General features: G+C 54.7%; 16 protein-coding genes and 1 other annotated feature. Of the genes, 3 read left to right on the top strand and 13 right to left on the bottom strand.

Annotated elements, in window-relative coordinates; all coding sequences use genetic code 11:
- Positions 1 to 21 precede the first annotated feature (21 nt).
- Positions 22 to 426 (top strand): thioesterase family protein, encoded by a 405-nt coding sequence (locus WMO23_RS05625; RefSeq protein WP_020723822.1) that lies wholly within the window; start codon positions 22 to 24, stop codon positions 424 to 426.
- 298 nt (positions 427 to 724) lie between these two features.
- Here WMO23_RS05625 and WMO23_RS05620 read toward each other — a convergent pair whose 3' ends face one another.
- From WMO23_RS05620 to WMO23_RS05605, 4 genes are all read right to left on the bottom strand, one after another.
- Positions 725 to 1,138: a biotin/lipoyl-containing protein gene (locus WMO23_RS05620; protein ID WP_292261403.1), complete on the bottom strand. Its 414-nt coding sequence runs from the start codon at positions 1,136 to 1,138 to the stop codon at positions 725 to 727.
- A 35-nt stretch (positions 1,139 to 1,173) separates the two neighbouring features.
- The gene (locus WMO23_RS05615) at positions 1,174 to 1,659 is read right to left on the bottom strand and encodes a hypothetical protein (protein WP_020310564.1); all 486 of its coding nucleotides are present in this window, start codon (positions 1,657 to 1,659) and stop codon (positions 1,174 to 1,176) included.
- 12 nt (positions 1,660 to 1,671) lie between these two features.
- Positions 1,672 to 3,201, bottom strand: coding sequence for a methylmalonyl-CoA decarboxylase subunit alpha (gene mmdA, locus WMO23_RS05610; RefSeq protein ID WP_020310565.1), 1,530 nt, complete (start codon positions 3,199 to 3,201; stop codon positions 1,672 to 1,674).
- A 97-nt stretch (positions 3,202 to 3,298) separates the two neighbouring features.
- Entirely contained in the window at positions 3,299 to 4,183 is an 885-nt protein-coding gene (locus WMO23_RS05605; protein ID WP_301876688.1) for a LysR family transcriptional regulator, read from the bottom strand.
- Positions 4,184 to 4,647: 464 nt separating this feature from the next.
- Positions 4,648 to 4,892: a binding site (T-box leader), on the top strand.
- Positions 4,893 to 4,974: 82 nt separating this feature from the next.
- Here WMO23_RS05605 and WMO23_RS05600 point away from each other — a divergent pair.
- Together WMO23_RS05600 and WMO23_RS05595 are read left to right on the top strand one after the other, a co-directional pair.
- Positions 4,975 to 6,261, top strand: a complete 1,287-nt coding sequence (locus tag WMO23_RS05600) for an O-acetylhomoserine aminocarboxypropyltransferase/cysteine synthase family protein (RefSeq protein ID WP_292108341.1) — start codon at positions 4,975 to 4,977, stop codon at positions 6,259 to 6,261.
- Positions 6,262 to 6,285: 24 nt separating this feature from the next.
- Complete coding sequence (locus WMO23_RS05595; RefSeq protein WP_020310568.1) at positions 6,286 to 7,221, top strand: homoserine O-succinyltransferase; 936 nt, start codon at positions 6,286 to 6,288, stop codon at positions 7,219 to 7,221.
- 196 nt (positions 7,222 to 7,417) lie between these two features.
- Here the strand turns inward: WMO23_RS05595 and upp are convergent, their stop codons facing one another.
- From upp to WMO23_RS05550, 9 genes are all read right to left on the bottom strand, one after another.
- The gene (upp, locus tag WMO23_RS05590; RefSeq protein ID WP_020310569.1) at positions 7,418 to 8,041 is read right to left on the bottom strand and encodes a uracil phosphoribosyltransferase; all 624 of its coding nucleotides are present in this window, start codon (positions 8,039 to 8,041) and stop codon (positions 7,418 to 7,420) included.
- Between the two features lie 17 nt (positions 8,042 to 8,058).
- Positions 8,059 to 8,496, bottom strand: coding sequence for a ribose 5-phosphate isomerase B (rpiB, locus tag WMO23_RS05585; protein WP_014017127.1), 438 nt, complete (start codon positions 8,494 to 8,496; stop codon positions 8,059 to 8,061).
- Between the two features lie 70 nt (positions 8,497 to 8,566).
- Complete coding sequence (locus WMO23_RS05580; RefSeq protein WP_020310570.1) at positions 8,567 to 9,619, bottom strand: L-threonylcarbamoyladenylate synthase; 1,053 nt, start codon at positions 9,617 to 9,619, stop codon at positions 8,567 to 8,569.
- A 5-nt stretch (positions 9,620 to 9,624) separates the two neighbouring features.
- Positions 9,625 to 10,482, bottom strand: coding sequence for a peptide chain release factor N(5)-glutamine methyltransferase (prmC, locus tag WMO23_RS05575; protein WP_292108339.1), 858 nt, complete (start codon positions 10,480 to 10,482; stop codon positions 9,625 to 9,627).
- On the bottom strand, positions 10,475 to 11,563 hold the full coding sequence (gene prfA, locus WMO23_RS05570) for a peptide chain release factor 1 (protein WP_287046320.1): 1,089 nt from the start codon (positions 11,561 to 11,563) through the stop codon (positions 10,475 to 10,477). The genes prmC and prfA overlap by 8 nt, the downstream gene beginning before the upstream one ends.
- Positions 11,564 to 11,573: 10 nt before the next feature.
- Positions 11,574 to 12,488 (bottom strand): DUF1385 domain-containing protein, encoded by a 915-nt coding sequence (locus WMO23_RS05565; protein WP_192813546.1) that lies wholly within the window; start codon positions 12,486 to 12,488, stop codon positions 11,574 to 11,576.
- A gap of 48 nt (positions 12,489 to 12,536) precedes the next feature.
- Positions 12,537 to 12,746 carry a 50S ribosomal protein L31 gene (rpmE, locus tag WMO23_RS05560; RefSeq protein WP_014017132.1) on the bottom strand — a complete coding sequence of 70 codons (210 nt, stop codon included), beginning with the start codon at positions 12,744 to 12,746 and terminating at the stop codon, positions 12,537 to 12,539.
- A 50-nt stretch (positions 12,747 to 12,796) separates the two neighbouring features.
- Positions 12,797 to 13,795, bottom strand: a complete 999-nt coding sequence (locus WMO23_RS05555) for a PD-(D/E)XK nuclease domain-containing protein (protein ID WP_349173435.1) — start codon at positions 13,793 to 13,795, stop codon at positions 12,797 to 12,799.
- Positions 13,761 to 14,489, bottom strand: a complete 729-nt coding sequence (locus WMO23_RS05550) for an AAA family ATPase (RefSeq protein WP_349173433.1) — start codon at positions 14,487 to 14,489, stop codon at positions 13,761 to 13,763. Before WMO23_RS05550 ends, WMO23_RS05555 begins: the two co-directional genes overlap by 35 nt.
- Between the last annotated feature and the right edge of the window lie 207 nt (positions 14,490 to 14,696).

The raw sequence follows: 14,696 nt of genomic DNA, 5'->3' as shown, positions 1-14,696 counted from the left end.
TATTTAGGAGGTTATACCACTATGGAATTCAACATCAAAGCCAACTCGACAGCAGAAGTTTCTGAAAAATGCACGGAAAACAATACGGCCATCAAATTGGGCAGCGGCAAATCCCCGGTCTACGCAACGCCGGCCCTGGTAGCTCTCATGGAAAACGCAGCCATCAACGCCTGCGACCCTCAGCTCCCGGAAGGCTATAACACCGTCGGCATCGCCATGAACGTCAAACACGTCGCCGCTACGCCTATCGGCCTGACCGTCACGGCCAAAGCCACCCTGATCGAACAGGACCGCAAAAAACTGACCTTCAAAATCGAAGCCCACGACGAAGCCGGCCTCGTAGGCGAAGCCACCCACGACCGCTTCATCATCGAATCGGCACCGTTCCTCGCCAAAGCCGAAGCCAAAAAAGCTGCAGCAAAGTAGTGGCTAGTAGGGGCCGTCCTGTCAAGGCGGCCTGCAAGCTCGTGGCTCGTAAAAAAAGGCGCTGTCGCATGAAGACAGCGCCTTTTTTGAGTTTTAAGTTTGTAGTTTTTAGTTTGCAGCAAATGGTAAAAAATTTAAAACCATCTTCTACAAACTACAAACTCCATACTACAAACTATAAAGTAAAAGGGGCCTCGCATGATGGCAAAAACCTTCATGCGACAGCCACTTTTTTTTACGGCTTGCGGCCTGCGAACTGCGGCCTGCGGAACGCCCTTTGGGCGTCCCCTACGAGCCACTATTTTACAATAACAGCCAGTACGTCGCCGGTCTTTACGTTATCGCCGGGGTTGACGCGGATTTCGTGGAGCGTTCCGTCTGCCGTCGCCGTGATGTCGTTCTGCATCTTCATGGCTTCCAGGACGAGGATGATGTCGCCTCGTTTGACGGCTTTGCCAGCTTCAGCTTTGAGGGCCGAAATCTTGCCCGGCATGGGGGCCTTGACGGTGATGGCACCTTCCGGGATCGGGCCGCCTACGGCGGGAGCCGGCGTGGCAGCCGGAGCCGGAGCCGCTGCCGGTGTCGGTGCGGGAGCTGCCGGAGCCGGTGCGGCTGCAACCTGCGGAGCTGGAGCCGCTGCCGGAGCGCCTCCCATTTCTTCGACTTCTACTTCATATGCTTTTCCATTGACGGTAACCTTGAATTTTTTCATATATATAATCCTCCTGGATTTAAATATTCACTTCATTAACGACTCATACCACCCAGGCGGGCTGCCATAGCCCAGCTTTCCCGATGGCGTTTATAACCGCGTTTCTGCGGACGGATAGAACGGATTGCCGACGGCGGATAGCCATAGGCGGCAACAGCGGCCATGATGACAGCGACGACTTCATCGTCTAGGCCATCTTGAGAACCTTGGGGGGCCGTTTCTTTTACGACAGCCATCGGCCGGGCTGCGACGACGGCGGGCTGGCGCTGGCCGACAGGGACGACGGGGTTCGTCAATTCCGATTTTTCCGCTTCTTCCGGTTCCGACGGGACCGTTTTTTCAACCTTGACAGGGTCCTTCAAATTTTGGACGGCTTCGGCCAGTTCCTTGACGCTCTGCTGGAAGTCGGCAACGTCCTTCATCTTGTCTTCCAGAGCGCGGAAGCGGGTATTATAGTACCGGCTCAGGACCAATGTCATGGCGACCAGCAGGACGATGACGGCAAATTGAATTTCTATCATACAGCAGCCTCCTTATAACGGCATGTTGCCGTGTTTCTTCGACGGCCGTTCTTCCCGCTTGCTGTAAAGCATAGCCAGGGCGCTGATGATGCGCGGACGCGTTTCCTTCGGTTCGATGACGCAATCGATCTGGCCGTGTTCGGCTGCTTTATAGGGCGTCGAAAATTCATTGATATATTCCTGTTTCTTCTTTTCTTTTTCCGGGTCGTGCTTAAAGATGATATTGGCTGCACCATCGGGGCCCATGACGGCGATTTCTGCCGACGGCCAGGCCATGACCATGTCGGCGCCGAGCTGGCGGCAGCACATGGCGATGTAGGCACCGCCGTAGGCCTTGCGGGTGACGACGGTAATCTTGGGGACCGTCGCTTCACAGTAAGCATAGAGCATCTTGGCACCGTGGCGGATGATGCCGCCGTATTCCTGAGTCGTCCCAGGCAGGAAGCCCGGTACATCGACGAAGGTGACGACAGGGATATTGAAGCTGTCGCAGAAGCGGATGAAACGAGCCGCCTTGTCCGATGCGTTGATATCCAGGCAGCCGGCGAGGAACTTCGGCTGGTTGGCGATGATACCGACGGTCTGGCCGTCAAAGCGGGCGAAGCAGGTGATGATATTGAGGGCATAGTTTTCCAGGACCTGGAAGACATTGCCGTCGTCGACGCAGGATTTGATGACGTCGAGCATATCGTAAGGCATGCTGCTGTCGTCGGGGATGACCGAATTGAGGCTTTCGTCTTCGCGATTCGGGTCATCGTCCGATTCGACGACCGGCGCTTCTTCCATATTGTTGCTGGGCAGGAAGTCGAGGAGGGCCTTGATCTTTTCGATGCAGTCGTCTTCATTTTCACAGGCAAAGTGAGCCACGCCGGAAATAGAGCTGTGCGTCATGGCGCCGCCCAATTCTTCGGCCGTCACTTCTTCGGCCGTGACCGACTTGATGACGGCCGGGCCCGTGAGGAACATATCCGACGTATTCTTGACCATGAAGACGAAGTCCATCAGGGCCGGACTGTATACGGCACCGCCGGCGCAGGGCCCCATGATGACGGCGATCTGCGGGATGACGCCCGATGCGGCCGTATTATTCATGAAGATGCGGCCAAAACCGGACAAAGCATCGACGCCTTCCTGGATGCGGGCACCGCCGGAGTCATTGATGCCGATGACAGGGGCTCCCATCTTCAGAGCCATTTCCTGCATCTGGGCGATTTTATGAGCGTGCATTTCGCCGAGCGAACCGCCTTCGACCGTAAAATCTTCGGCATAAGCGAAGACCAGGCGGCCGCGTACCGTACCGTAGCCGGTAACGACGCCGTCGCCGGGGATTTCCTTTTCCTGCATGTTGAAATTCATGCAGCGATGATGGATGAACTGCCCCATTTCCGTGAAGCTGCCTTCATCAAATAACTTAGCCAGCCGTTCGCGGGCTGTCATCTTGCCTTTTTTATGTTGCGAATCAATTCGCTTCTGACCGCCGCCCATCTCGATTTTCGCGAGCTTTTCATGGAGCTGGTCAATCTTTTCCTGAACTGTAGCCATTCTTATACCTCCAGTATCAAAGTATTTTATCAGGTCACATAATAATACATTATATCATAGAATATCCAAATTTTATAGTCTTTTAGTCGTCAAACTCCTATTTTTCCGGGCTGCCGTTGACGGCCTGCCAGACCTGGGCGACGAACTTGCCCGCTGCTGGGGACATTTCCTGGATGTCTGGGACGGCGATGCCCAGCGAAATCGACTGGGCCGGGGCCAGAGGCCTAAGTTCGACGCGGCCAGCCCACTTCTCCGTCGTCAGGCGGTTGTTGACGCTGATTCCCAAACCCTCTTCGACCATGCAGTACGCCGTATACGGGTCGGTCGTCGTGAAGCGGACATCGGGCTGGACCTGATTGGCTGCCAGGAAGCGGTCGATATCCGTATCGTGATCCGGCAGAGGGATGATAAAAGGCGCCCCGTTCAGCCATTCTACGGGAATCTCCTTTTCCGCCGTCCAGGGATGATCCGGCGGCAGCCAGACGACGAGCTCATCGTCCTTCAAGGGAATCCAGTCATAGGCCACATCCGCTCCGGGCTTGGCGGCCAGACAGCAGTCGACGGCCTTCTCATTGAGCCACTGGGCCAATTCCTGATTCGTCCCTTCTAACAAATGGACTTCCACCTTGGGATACTGGGCCTGGAAACGGCGCAAAATCTTCGGCAGCCACGCCGCGGCGGCACTATAATAACTGCCGATATTGAGGACCCCGGCCAGGACGCCTTGAATGGCCGCCCCCAAGTCGGCGGCCTTTTGCGAAGCCCTGACGACTTCCTGAAAGACCGGCACCATCTGCTGGCCATTGGCCGACGGCCGGACGCCCTGCTTGTTGCGCACGAGCAGAGGGAAGCCGATTTCCTTCTCCAGCGAACGGATCATACGGGTCATCCCCGACTGAGTATACCCCAGTTCCTTGCCGGCCGCCGTCAGACTGCCATATTGAATCGCCAGGAGCAAAGCCTGACATTTTATACTATCCATATCACTTATTCACCCATTTCGTCATGACATACATGCTAAATCACCGTTTGTGTCATATCTTATTGTACCGTATAATAAGGCCATCCGTAAAGGATTAGACCCAAATGAGGACCCATTATGACTACTTTATTGCCCTTCGCCTCAGACTATATGGAAGGCGCATACCCGGAATAACCATGAATTTCACAGCTCAAAGTGGATACGGTACTGATTATTCGTTCATCGAAATTCGGTCCTGTCGGCCCTAACGGTTCAAAAAGGCTCTGGGACGGCCCCTATGCACGAGGCCGCTGTCCGTGTATTTTTTCGGTCCGCAGGACCGCGGCGGCCAGCGAACTGCCTCCTAATAATTCACTGCGTTTTGTTGAAACATATAACGTTTAACGTCAATTTACTTGAAATTTTTTGCGAAAATCATTTGACAAAGTCCGTTTTTGATGGTAGACTTACGTCAACAACTTGATAGTGTTGCAATGAAGAGAAGAGTACACGATAGGAATTGGCACAGAGAGTTCCCATTTGGTGAAAGGGAATGCAAGGGTCATCGTGGAAGATGGACTCCGAGCAGATTGGTCGAACAGTTAGGCCGTCCGGGCGTGCCCGTTACAGCACTATAGTATTCAAGGCTCATTTGCCTGCGTACCTGAAGAGGCTCATCCTGTGAGGGATGAGTAAAATTGGGTGGTATCACGGTGCTTCCGTCCCTTACTTGGGACGGAAGCTTTTTTTATTACAAGGCTTTCAAGTTTATATTACATTATATATTTTTTAATATTAGGGGGAAATGTATTATGAGCGAAAACACAAACTACAAATTCGAAACATTACAGCAGCATGCAGGTCAGGTACCGGATCCGGCAACGGGTGCCCGCGCCGTTCCTATTTACCAGACCACATCTTATGTCTTTAAAGATACACAGCAGGCCGAAGACCGCTTCGCTTTGAAAGACGCTGGCTACATCTACAGCCGTCTGACCAACCCGACGCAGGACGTCCTGGAAAAACGTATCGCAGCCCTCGAAGGCGGCACAGCCGGTTTGGCTACAGCCAGCGGCGCTTCGGCTATCGCCTACTCCATCATCAACCTCGCCGGTTCTGGTGACGAAATCATCGCTGCTCCGACCTTGTACGGCGGCACAGTCGAACTGTTCAGCGAAACCTTCAAACACCTCGGCATTACGACGCACTTCGCCGATCCCGACGACCCGCAGTCCTTTGCCGAATACATCAACGACAAGACCAAAGCCATTTACCTCGAAAGCCTCGGCAACCCGGCCATCAACATTCCGGACTTCGAAGCTATCGCCAAAATCGCACACGACAACGGCCTTCCGGTCATCGTCGACAACACCTTTGCTACGCCGTTCCTCTTCCGCCCGCTCGAACACAGTGCTGACGTCGTCGTCCATTCGGCTACGAAATTCATCGGCGGCCACGGCACGACCCTCGGCGGCCTCATCGTTGAAAACGGCAAATTTGACTGGGCTGGCTCGGGCCGTTTCAAAGAATTCGCTTCGCCTGACGAATCCTACAATGGTGTCAACTTCGCCAAGGATATCCCTGGTGCCGGCTTCGTAACCCGTATCCGCGCCAAAGCCCTCCGCGACCTCGGTGCCTGCATCAGCCCGTTCAACGCATGGCTCCTCATCCAGGGCCTGGAATCCTTGTCTCTGCGCATCGAACGCCACGTCGCTAACGCCCAGAAAATCGCCGACTTCCTGGAAAACCATCCGAAAGTCGCTAAAGTCAACTATCCGTCCCTCCCGTCTTCGCCGTACTACAAACTGGCTCAGAAATACTTCCCCAAGGGAACCGGTTCGATCTTCTCCTTTGAATTGAAAGACGGCTATGCAGCTGCCCGTAAATTCATCGACAATGCGGACATCTTCTCCGACCTGGCTAACGTCGGCGACTCCAAGTCCCTCCTCGTTCACCCGGCTTCGACGACGCATCAGCAGCTTTCGGAAGAAGCTCAGCGCGCCTGCGGTATCACACCAGGCACGATCCGTATCTCTGTAGGCCTCGAAAACATCGAAGACCTCCTCGCCGCTGTTGAAAAAGCACTGGAAACCATCTAAGACTATTGTAAGGAGAAATGCACTATGCCTATTAAAATTGCTGACGGTCTTTCCGCCAAGGAAAAACTTCACGAAGAAGGTATCTTCACCATCGATAAGGGGCTGGCCCTCCATCAGGATATACGGCCGCTGCGCATCCTTATCCTCAACCTGATGCCTTTGAAGAAACCGACAGAGCTGCAGCTTCTCCGCCTCCTCGGTGATTCACCGCTCCAGGTCGAAGTGGACTTCTGCCATACGGACAGCCATGAGAGCACCCACACCGACCCGTCTTATTTAGAAGAAAACTACTACGTCTTCGATGAAATCAAGGATAACTACTACGACGGTTTCATCATCACCGGCGCCCCGGTCGAACAGATTCCCTTCGAGTCTGTCGACTACTGGCCGGAAATGAAGACTTACTTTGAATGGGCCAAGACACATGCCTTCTCGACGCTCCACTTCTGCTGGGGCGCCCAGGCAGCCCTGTATTACTACTATGGCATCGAAAAGCGTCTCCTGCCGGCCAAGCTCTTCGGTATCTTTGAATACCAGCTGACCCAGAAGCACCATCCCCTCCTGCGGGGCTTCGATGACCGTTACTTCATCCCCCAGTCGCGGCATACGGCGATTAACGACATCCAAGTCTACAATACGCCGCAGCTCGACATCCTCTCACGGTCCGTCGAAAACGGCATCAACATCATCGGTACGCCGGATCACCGCCGTTTCTTCGTCCTTGGTCACTTCGAGTACGACCGGCGGACCCTGGAAGAGGAATACCTGCGGGATAAGAAAAAGGGCCTGCCCATTGCCGTGCCCAAGAACTACTATCCTGGTGACAACGATACCAAGCAGCCGTACTTCACGTGGTGCAGCTACGCTCACCTGTTCTATCACAACTGGCTGAACATCGTCTATCAGGAAACACCTTATGATTTACAAGCCATCGCCAAGGTCCATCCTTGTGCGCATTGAAAAAAGGCCTGTCGCATTTGCGACAGGCCTTTTTTACACCGTAGGGGGCGCCACGTGGGCGACCCGTTGTGAATGTGGATGATTCTCTAAACTGGACAGAAAATCACACAGATTCCAGGGCGGGCTCGCCACGTGCGAGCCCCTACAATAAACTACAAACGATCTTTATTTTCGCTAAACGACCTACAATGAACGATTACTTCGTTCCGAAGATGCGGTCGCCGGCATCGCCTAAGCCGGGGACGATGTAGCCTTGGTCGTTGAGTTTATCATCGAGGGCAGCGACGTAGATGCGGACGTCTGGATGGTCGGCGTTGACTTTCTGGACGCCCTGGGGCGCTGCGACGAGGCACATGAGCTTGATGTTCTCGATGCCTTTTTCTTTGAGCAGCGTAATGGCAGCCGATGCACTGCCGCCGGTAGCCAGCATGGGGTCGACGATGATGAAATCACGGTCTTCTACATCGGGCAGCTTGCAGTAGTATTCGACCGGTTCCAGCGTCTGCGGGTCACGGTAGAGGCCGATGTGGCCGACTTTGGCCGTCGGGATGAGGTTGAGCATGCCCTGTACCATGCCCAGACCGGCGCGCAGGACCGGGACGATGCCCAGTTTCTTGCCGCTGATCTGTTTGCCTATCATCTTGGCAACAGGCGTTTCGATTTCGACGTCTTCCAAGGGCAGGTCCCGTGTGATTTCATAGCCCATGAGCATGGTGATTTCTTCCAGGAGGTTGCGGAAATCCTTCGAACCCGTTTCCTTTTTCCGCATGAGTGTGACTTTGTGCTGAATGAGCGGATGATCCATTACTTGTACGTGCATGTGTGAAATCCCCTTTCCTATTTATCCATTTCTGCAATCTTGGCGACGCGGACAGCGTGGCGGCCGCCATCAAAACCAGTGGAGAGGAAGATACGGACGATTTCTCTGGCCAGGCCCGGGCCGATGACGCGGCCGCCCATGGTCAGAATGTTGGCGTCATTGTGGCGGCGGCAGTATTCTGCCGAGAAGCAGTCGTGGCAGAGAGCGGCCCGGATGCCGTGGACTTTGTTGGCAGCAATGCCGATGCCGATACCTGTGCCGCAGACGAGGATGCCCCGGTCGAAAGTGCCGTCAGCGACGGCTTCAGCGACTTTCTTGGCAATGTCCGGATAATCGCAGCGTTCGCCCGTCAGGGTGCCGTAATCGGTGAATTCAATGCCTTGTTCCTTCAAATATTCTTTGATGTTTTCTTTCAGGTCAAATCCGCCGTGATCGGCGCCGAGTACTAATTTCATAATCAATTCCTCCCATATATGCTGATAAATTCAGTTTTATTATACCCCTTTCGGAGTCATGTGAAAAGGTTTAACCGACAATGACCACGTGGCCGCCGGCAGCTTTTTTCATGCGGTTCATGATAGCCAGGCCCAATCCCTCATCGTCGATGCCTTCGGCCAGGATGATATCGACCTGGTCGCTGTCAAAGGACAAGAGGCCCGTGTAGAGCTGGTTGGCCAGGGCTTCCTTGTCGCCATGGCGACCCCAGATATACATATCTTTATGTGGGAACGAGGCCCCTACTTCTTCGCTGACCAAAAAGCCGACGGTTTTGCCTTCGCCCTTGGCCTGGTCGTATAAGGCCTGCAGTTTTTCCGTCACCTTGTCGACAGGGCCGACGACGACGGTCATCGGTGCCGATGGCGCATAGTGGCGGTATTTCATGCCCGGCGCCTTGGGGACGCCCTTGCCCGTGACCAGCGTCGTATCGAGCTGGACGTGAGGTACGACTTCCTGAAGCATCTCGACAGTGACGCCGCCGGGACGCAGGATGGTGACGCCGTCGTCGCCGTTACATTCGACAATCGTCGATTCGACGCCGATGTGGCAGGGACCGCCGTCGATGACCATATCGACGCGGCCGTCCATGTCGTGCATGACTTCTTCGGCCGTCGTCGGGCTGGGCCGGGTCGACAGGTTGGCGCTGGGACCGGCTACGGGGACGCCGGCACAGCGCAGGAAGGCCCGGCAGATATCGTGGTCCGGGCAGCGCAGGGCTACCGTATCAAGGCCGCCCGTCGCCGCATCAGGCACGATGGGCTTGCGCGGCAGGACGATGGTCAGCGGTCCCGGCCAGAAGCGGTCCATGAGCTTCTGTGCCGTCGGCGGGATGACAGCCGCTGCCTGGCGGGCCCCTTCTTCGTCGGGCACGGTCAGGATGAGCGGGTTATCGCTGGGCCGGCCTTTGGCGACGTAAATGCTGCGGCACGCGTCGGCGTCGAGGCCATTGGCACCGATACCGTAGACCGTTTCCGTCGGAAAGACGACCAGGCCGCCGTCGCGGATGATCTGGCCCGCTTCTTCGAGGATGGCTTTCTGTTTCTCTATATCCGTAATTTCTACAAGTTTCGTCTGTTTCATCGTCTCTACTCTTTTCTGGAAAATACGAGGACCCTGTCGATGCCACCGTAATCCTTGACGGTCTGTTCGTGGTCATAGGCGCCATGGCGGCAGAAAACAGCCGTCACGGCGTCGGCCTGGCCGGCGCCGATTTCGACGGCACAGTGGCCGCCGGCTTTGACGTAAGCCGGGCTTTCTGCGGCGATGCGGCGATAGAATTCCAGTCCGTCGTCGCCGCCGTACAGGGCCAGGGCCGGGTCGTGGCGCACTTCCGGCTGGAGATGTTCCATATCGCCCTTGGTCAGGTACGGCGGATTGGACACCAGCCAGTCACAAGCGCCTTGCGGAACCTTGGTGAATAAATCGCTTTCGATCCAGGTCACGCGGCCGTCTAGGCCCAGGGTACGGCCATTTTCAGCGGCTATGGCCAGGGCTTTGGGCGAAATGTCGACGCCCTTCCCCGTGGCCTGCGGCAGATAGTGGAGCAGGCTGAGGATGATGGCCCCGCTGCCCGTACCGATGTCGATGATGGCCGGCGCCGTCCCTTCGGCAGCGGCGACGACAGTCTCGACGAGCATTTCCGTTTCCGGCCTGGGAATGAGGACGTCTTCACTGACCTTGAAATCGAGGCCCATGAAGGCCTTGGTACCCAGGATGTGGGCTACAGACAGGCGGTCAGCCCGCTGTTTGACCATCGCCCGGTAGGCGGCCAGTTCTTCACCGTTCATGGGTTCGTCATAATGGGCGTACAGGTAGATGCGCTCTTTATGCAAGACGTGGGCCAGGAGGATTTCCGCATCGAGGCGCGGCGAATCGATGCCTTTGCCGGCAAAGTACTGTTGCGTCCATTGCAGCAAGGCACCGATAGTCCAAATCTTATTCATCTTCGGCTTCTTTCATCAATTCCGCCCGGCGGGCTTCGGCCAGGGCCTGGATGAATTCGTCGATATCGCCGTTGAGAATGTTATCCAGCTTGTACAGGGTCAGGTTGATGCGATGGTCCGTCACGCGGCCCTGCGGGAAGTTATACGTGCGGATACGTTCGCTGCGGTCGCCCGTACCGACCTGGCTGCGCCGTTCTTCCGTCAATTCGGCATCGGCCTTCTGCTGGGCCTGGTCGAGGAGGCGGGCTTTCAGGACGCGCAGGGCCTTGGCACGGTTTTCCAGCTGGGACCGTTCATCCTGACATTCGACGACCATCCCAGTCGGGATATGGGTCATGCGGACGGCAGAACTCGTCTTATTGACGTGCTGGCCGCCGGCACCGGAGGCGCGGAAATAGTCGACGCGGACGTCGTCCATGTTGAGGTCGATTTCGACGTCTTCCGCTTCCGGCAGGACGGCAACGGTTGCCGTCGACGTGTGGATACGGCCGCCGGCTTCGGTGACGGGCACGCGCTGGACGCGGTGGACGCCCGATTCATATTTCAACTTGCCATAGACGCCAGAGCCTTCGACGGAGAAGACGACTTCCTTGAAGCCGCCCAGTTCCGGTGCGTTGGAACTGATGATGCTCGTCTTCCATCCCGGCTGTTTTTCGATGTATTTCATGTACATGCGGAACAAGTCGCCGGCAAAGAGGGCTGCTTCGTCGCCGCCGGCTCCGGCGCGGATTTCCATGATGACGTTCTTGTCATCCCGCGGGTCCTTGGGCAGCATGAGGACGTGCAGCTGGTCTTCCAGATCGGCCTGTTCCTTAGTGAGGCCGTTCATTTCTTCCTTGGCCATGGCGATGAGGTCATCGTCGCTGTCGGGATCGTCGATGATTTCCTTGTCGCCGTCGATGGTGCTGGTAATGTCTTTGTATTTGCGGAATGTTTCGACAATCGGCATCAGCGAAGCGTGTTCCTTGGTCAGTTTCTGCCATTCGTCCTGACGGGCGATGACAGACGGGTCGCTGATCTGCTGTTCCAGGTCCATGAATTTATTCTCTACGGCCTGGACTTTATCCATAAAAGAGCTCATAAGGTCCTCCTCATTTCAATTCGTTCGATTCATTTTCTTCATCAGCCGGCTTGGCGGCGTTGAGGGCTTCGATAGCCACTTCGATCTGGTCGGCATGGGGTTCCCGCGTCGTCAGATACTGGAGCCACAGGCCCGGACGGAATAAGGCTTGAATGACCGGATTCTGGGTGCGGCCGGCGAGGCGTATCATTTCATAACTGATGCCGGCGACGACGGGCATGAGCAGCACGCGGGATGCGATGCGTTCGACGAGATTCGGCCAGCCCAAAAAGGCAAAGACGAAAATCGACACGACCATGACGATGAGCAGGAAATTCGTACCGCACCGCGGATGGAGGCGGCTGTGGCGCTTGACGTTCTCGACGGTCAGCTCTTCTCCCGATTCATACGTCCAAATGGTCTTGTGTTCGGCACCATGGTATTCAAAGACGCGGCGGATGTCCGACGTCAGGGAAATCCCCCATATATATAATAGAAATATAGCGAGGCGCAGGACCCCTTCGACGACGTTCAGGCGAAAGGCACTGTCAGCCACGCCGGGAATAAACTTGGCTGCATACGTCGGGATGGCCAGGAAAAAGACGATGGCCAGGACGACAGACACGGCCATCGTCAGGGCCATCTGCGTGTTCGACAGCTGCTCATCTTCTTCGCCGGCAGCCTGGGCCGAATAGGACAGGCTCTTCATGCCGTATACCAGGGACTCGCACAAGGCAACACTGCCCCGCAAAAAAGGCTTCTTCAAAATCGGATACCGTTCGGTAATGGAGTGAACGGCGTCTTTCTTTACAGTAATTTCACCGGACGGCGTCCGCACTGCTGTGGCAATGCTGACAGGACCGCGCATCATAACCCCTTCGATGACGGCCTGGCCGCCGACGTACGTCTTCGGTTTCTTCAAAGAGTTGCCTCCATTTCTGTACATACAAATAGAGCAGAGCATTTCTGCTCTGCTGCCCACTTGTACTGCTGCTTATTTAGCTGTTTTACCATAACGTTTATTGAACTGTTCGATACGGCCGCGAGCCTGCTGAGCGCGCTGCTGCCCCGTAAAGAACGGATGGCATTTGGAGCAAATTTCAACACGCAGTTCCGGTTTCGTAGAACCTGTTTCAAACGTATTGCCGCATGCGCAAGTAACTTTCGCATTCGGGTAGTACTTCGGATGAATACCTTCTTTCACCACTTACACCTCTTTCTGTATCAATCATTCAAAACCTATGCTAGAATAGTTTAGCACATTGGCCCTTGAAATGCAAGGATTTTTTTCCCGCAAAAGGCGATACCGTATTTCCATACACGCTGAATTCCCCGCTGGCGGAATTCCGTCACGTATTCTCTTTCTTCAATCTGCTGCAACGCCTCTTTGGCCTTCGCCGCCATGTCAGCTTCCCTCGAAGCCACTTTGAATTCCATGATGACGCCGGCCTTAGACACATCCTTGGGAATAATTGCCAGGTCAAAGCGGCCGTACCCGCTTTCCCGGTTCGATTCGATAATATAATCGGATACAAATAACGCCGTCATGCCAAGGACGAAGCCGTGATAGAAACTTTCTTTATTGGCCGTATCATATACGCTGACCAGGTCCCGGAGATAGCCTCCCAGCAGTTCCGAAAAGGCCTTTCCGTTGCCTGAAAGTAAATCATCGAACATGGTTTCCAGCCGGGACACGGAAAATCGACCTCTCATCTTGTCAAGGATTTCAAAACGATATACATCCTGTACTTCCCGGTTGGGAATGACCAATTCACAGCGTATGCCGCCGATTCCCCGCTTGCGGCTGACAGCCGTCAAATAGCCCGTCGTCAGCAGCATCGTATAGAGGGCATCCGTATCCCGGCCAATATCTTCATAAATGACGCCTTCCCGTATCAAAGCCGTCACATGGCGCCCCTGTAAAAGAGACAGTAAATCCGTCTCCGTTTCAGCCGTCACATGGCGCAGCATTTCCCGGATAATGCCATTTCCCGACGTATTGACCCAATAATCTCTGACATCACCGTGACGGAAAAAATTGACAATCGACCAGGGATTATAAATCTCCGCCCCACCGAAGAGATAGCCATCATACCACGCTTTCAAGGCCGGAAGGGCCGTGGTCATGGAAAGGTCTTCTGCCATCTGGGCCACTTCCTGTGGCGTAAATCCAATGACATCCCGATAGGCAGCATCCATGACGGAGCAAACGTCGAGATTATTCAAATCGCTGAAAATACTCTTTTTGGCCACCCGCAGGACCCCCCGTCAGTACGGCAAAATCCAAGTCGCGATTGCCCTTCAGGACACTGCCCAGGAACTGTTTCATAAAAGCGATGCACTCTGTATAAAAGCCATGTTCCCAAGCCTGCTGAATCGGCGCATCGTACTCATCGAGCAATAAAATGACAGGCTTGCCGAAATGCTGATGCATCATCTTGACCAATAGTGTCAGGGCCAGCTGCATTTCATTCTGCCCGGCCCCCTGCTGTTTCAGTGCCAGGAAGCGCCTGCGTAAATCCGGGTTCACAGCCGGACTCTCTGCCAAATACTCATGGTCGATGAACCAATAACTAATCCAGGAACTCAGGGATTGCAGCATCTGCGGCCAAGTAAGGTCCTTCAAATCTTTCAAAAACAAGAACAGCACCGGATACTGGCCGCGATGGGCCATGTAGGCAGCGCCGGCTCCTTCGATAGCCAGTCCGTCGAAGAGACGGCGGCTCTGTGCCTCTTTTTCGATAGAAAAGAAATGCTCCAGCATACTCAGGGTCAAGGTCTTACCGAACCGCCGCGGCCGCGTAATCAGCGTCACCGCACTGTGCCCGTCGATGAGCTGGCGGATAAAATCCGTCTTGTCGACGAAATAATAATGCTTACTCCGTATATCAAAAAAATTATCGACACCAATCGGCATCTGCCACTTCATACCATCACCTTCTTTCATAGGCGGGGGCCTTCTCCTGTTCTTTGTCTTTTATTATAACAAGAATCACGAGAAACAAAAAGAGGAGCCACGCCATGAAGGGTGAGCTGCCCCCCAATAGTTAGACCAAAAATCTAACGATTGGGGGTCAGTTTTTTTATGGCAAAACACAGTTATGAATTTAAGAAAAAAATAGTACTGGAATACTTGAGCAGTGACGAAGGGTGT

Origin of the sequence: Megasphaera intestinihominis, assembly GCF_040096415.1 — a bacterium.
GTDB classification, from domain to species: domain Bacteria; phylum Bacillota; class Negativicutes; order Veillonellales; family Megasphaeraceae; genus Megasphaera; species Megasphaera intestinihominis.
The sequence above is the reverse complement of the archived record's forward strand: the minus strand, read 5'-3'. Positions and strand labels throughout refer to the sequence as shown.